1 protein-coding gene is annotated in these 589 nt (G+C 28.5%); it reads right to left on the reverse strand.

The annotated features are described in order from the left end of the window. On the reverse strand, positions 1-507 hold a 507-nt coding region (locus tag GQR46_RS20615), incomplete at its 3' end, for a hypothetical protein (RefSeq protein ID WP_206009750.1). Positions 508-589: the final 82 nt, after the last annotated feature.

Consider the following 589-nt stretch of genomic DNA (forward strand, 5'->3'; position numbering starts at 1 on the left):
CAACAAACCAGTGCTTAAATTACTAATAAGCAATGCCAAGGATCTATAAATTAATATTTTATTATAGTTGAGTGATATAAAATATACGCCAGCTAGATTGTTCCCCAAAGAAAACACTAAAGTTAAACAATACAAAGGTAAAAATTGGACTATATTTTCGGTACCGTCAATAATATAAGGTAAGATAATAGGCAAAATCAATATAGAAAACAAAGTTATTCCCAAATATAAATACGAAAAAACCCTATTTATATGAGTATACAAAATATCTCTGTTTAATATACTTTTCATTAAAAGTGGAATTATAACGACTGGAAACACTTGCGTCGGCACTAAAAGTATCTCTAGCATTCGTGTTGAAAAAGCAAAAACAGCTGTTTCCTCACTTCCTAAAACATTAAATACTAATAACGTATATATTTTTCCTCCAAGTAAAGCGATTATATATGTAGATGCAAACGCCGAAGATGTATACAAAAAGGTCTTTATTAAATCTTTTTTTAACATATTGAACTTGAAGTCAAAACCTGTTTTCTTGATAAATGCTAGTGTAAAAAGACAATGCTCAATTAGAGTAATTAACCCAATA

This window comes from Pseudoalteromonas sp. Z1A6 (assembly GCF_011378745.1).
GTDB classification, from domain to species: domain Bacteria; phylum Pseudomonadota; class Gammaproteobacteria; order Enterobacterales; family Alteromonadaceae; genus Pseudoalteromonas; species Pseudoalteromonas arctica.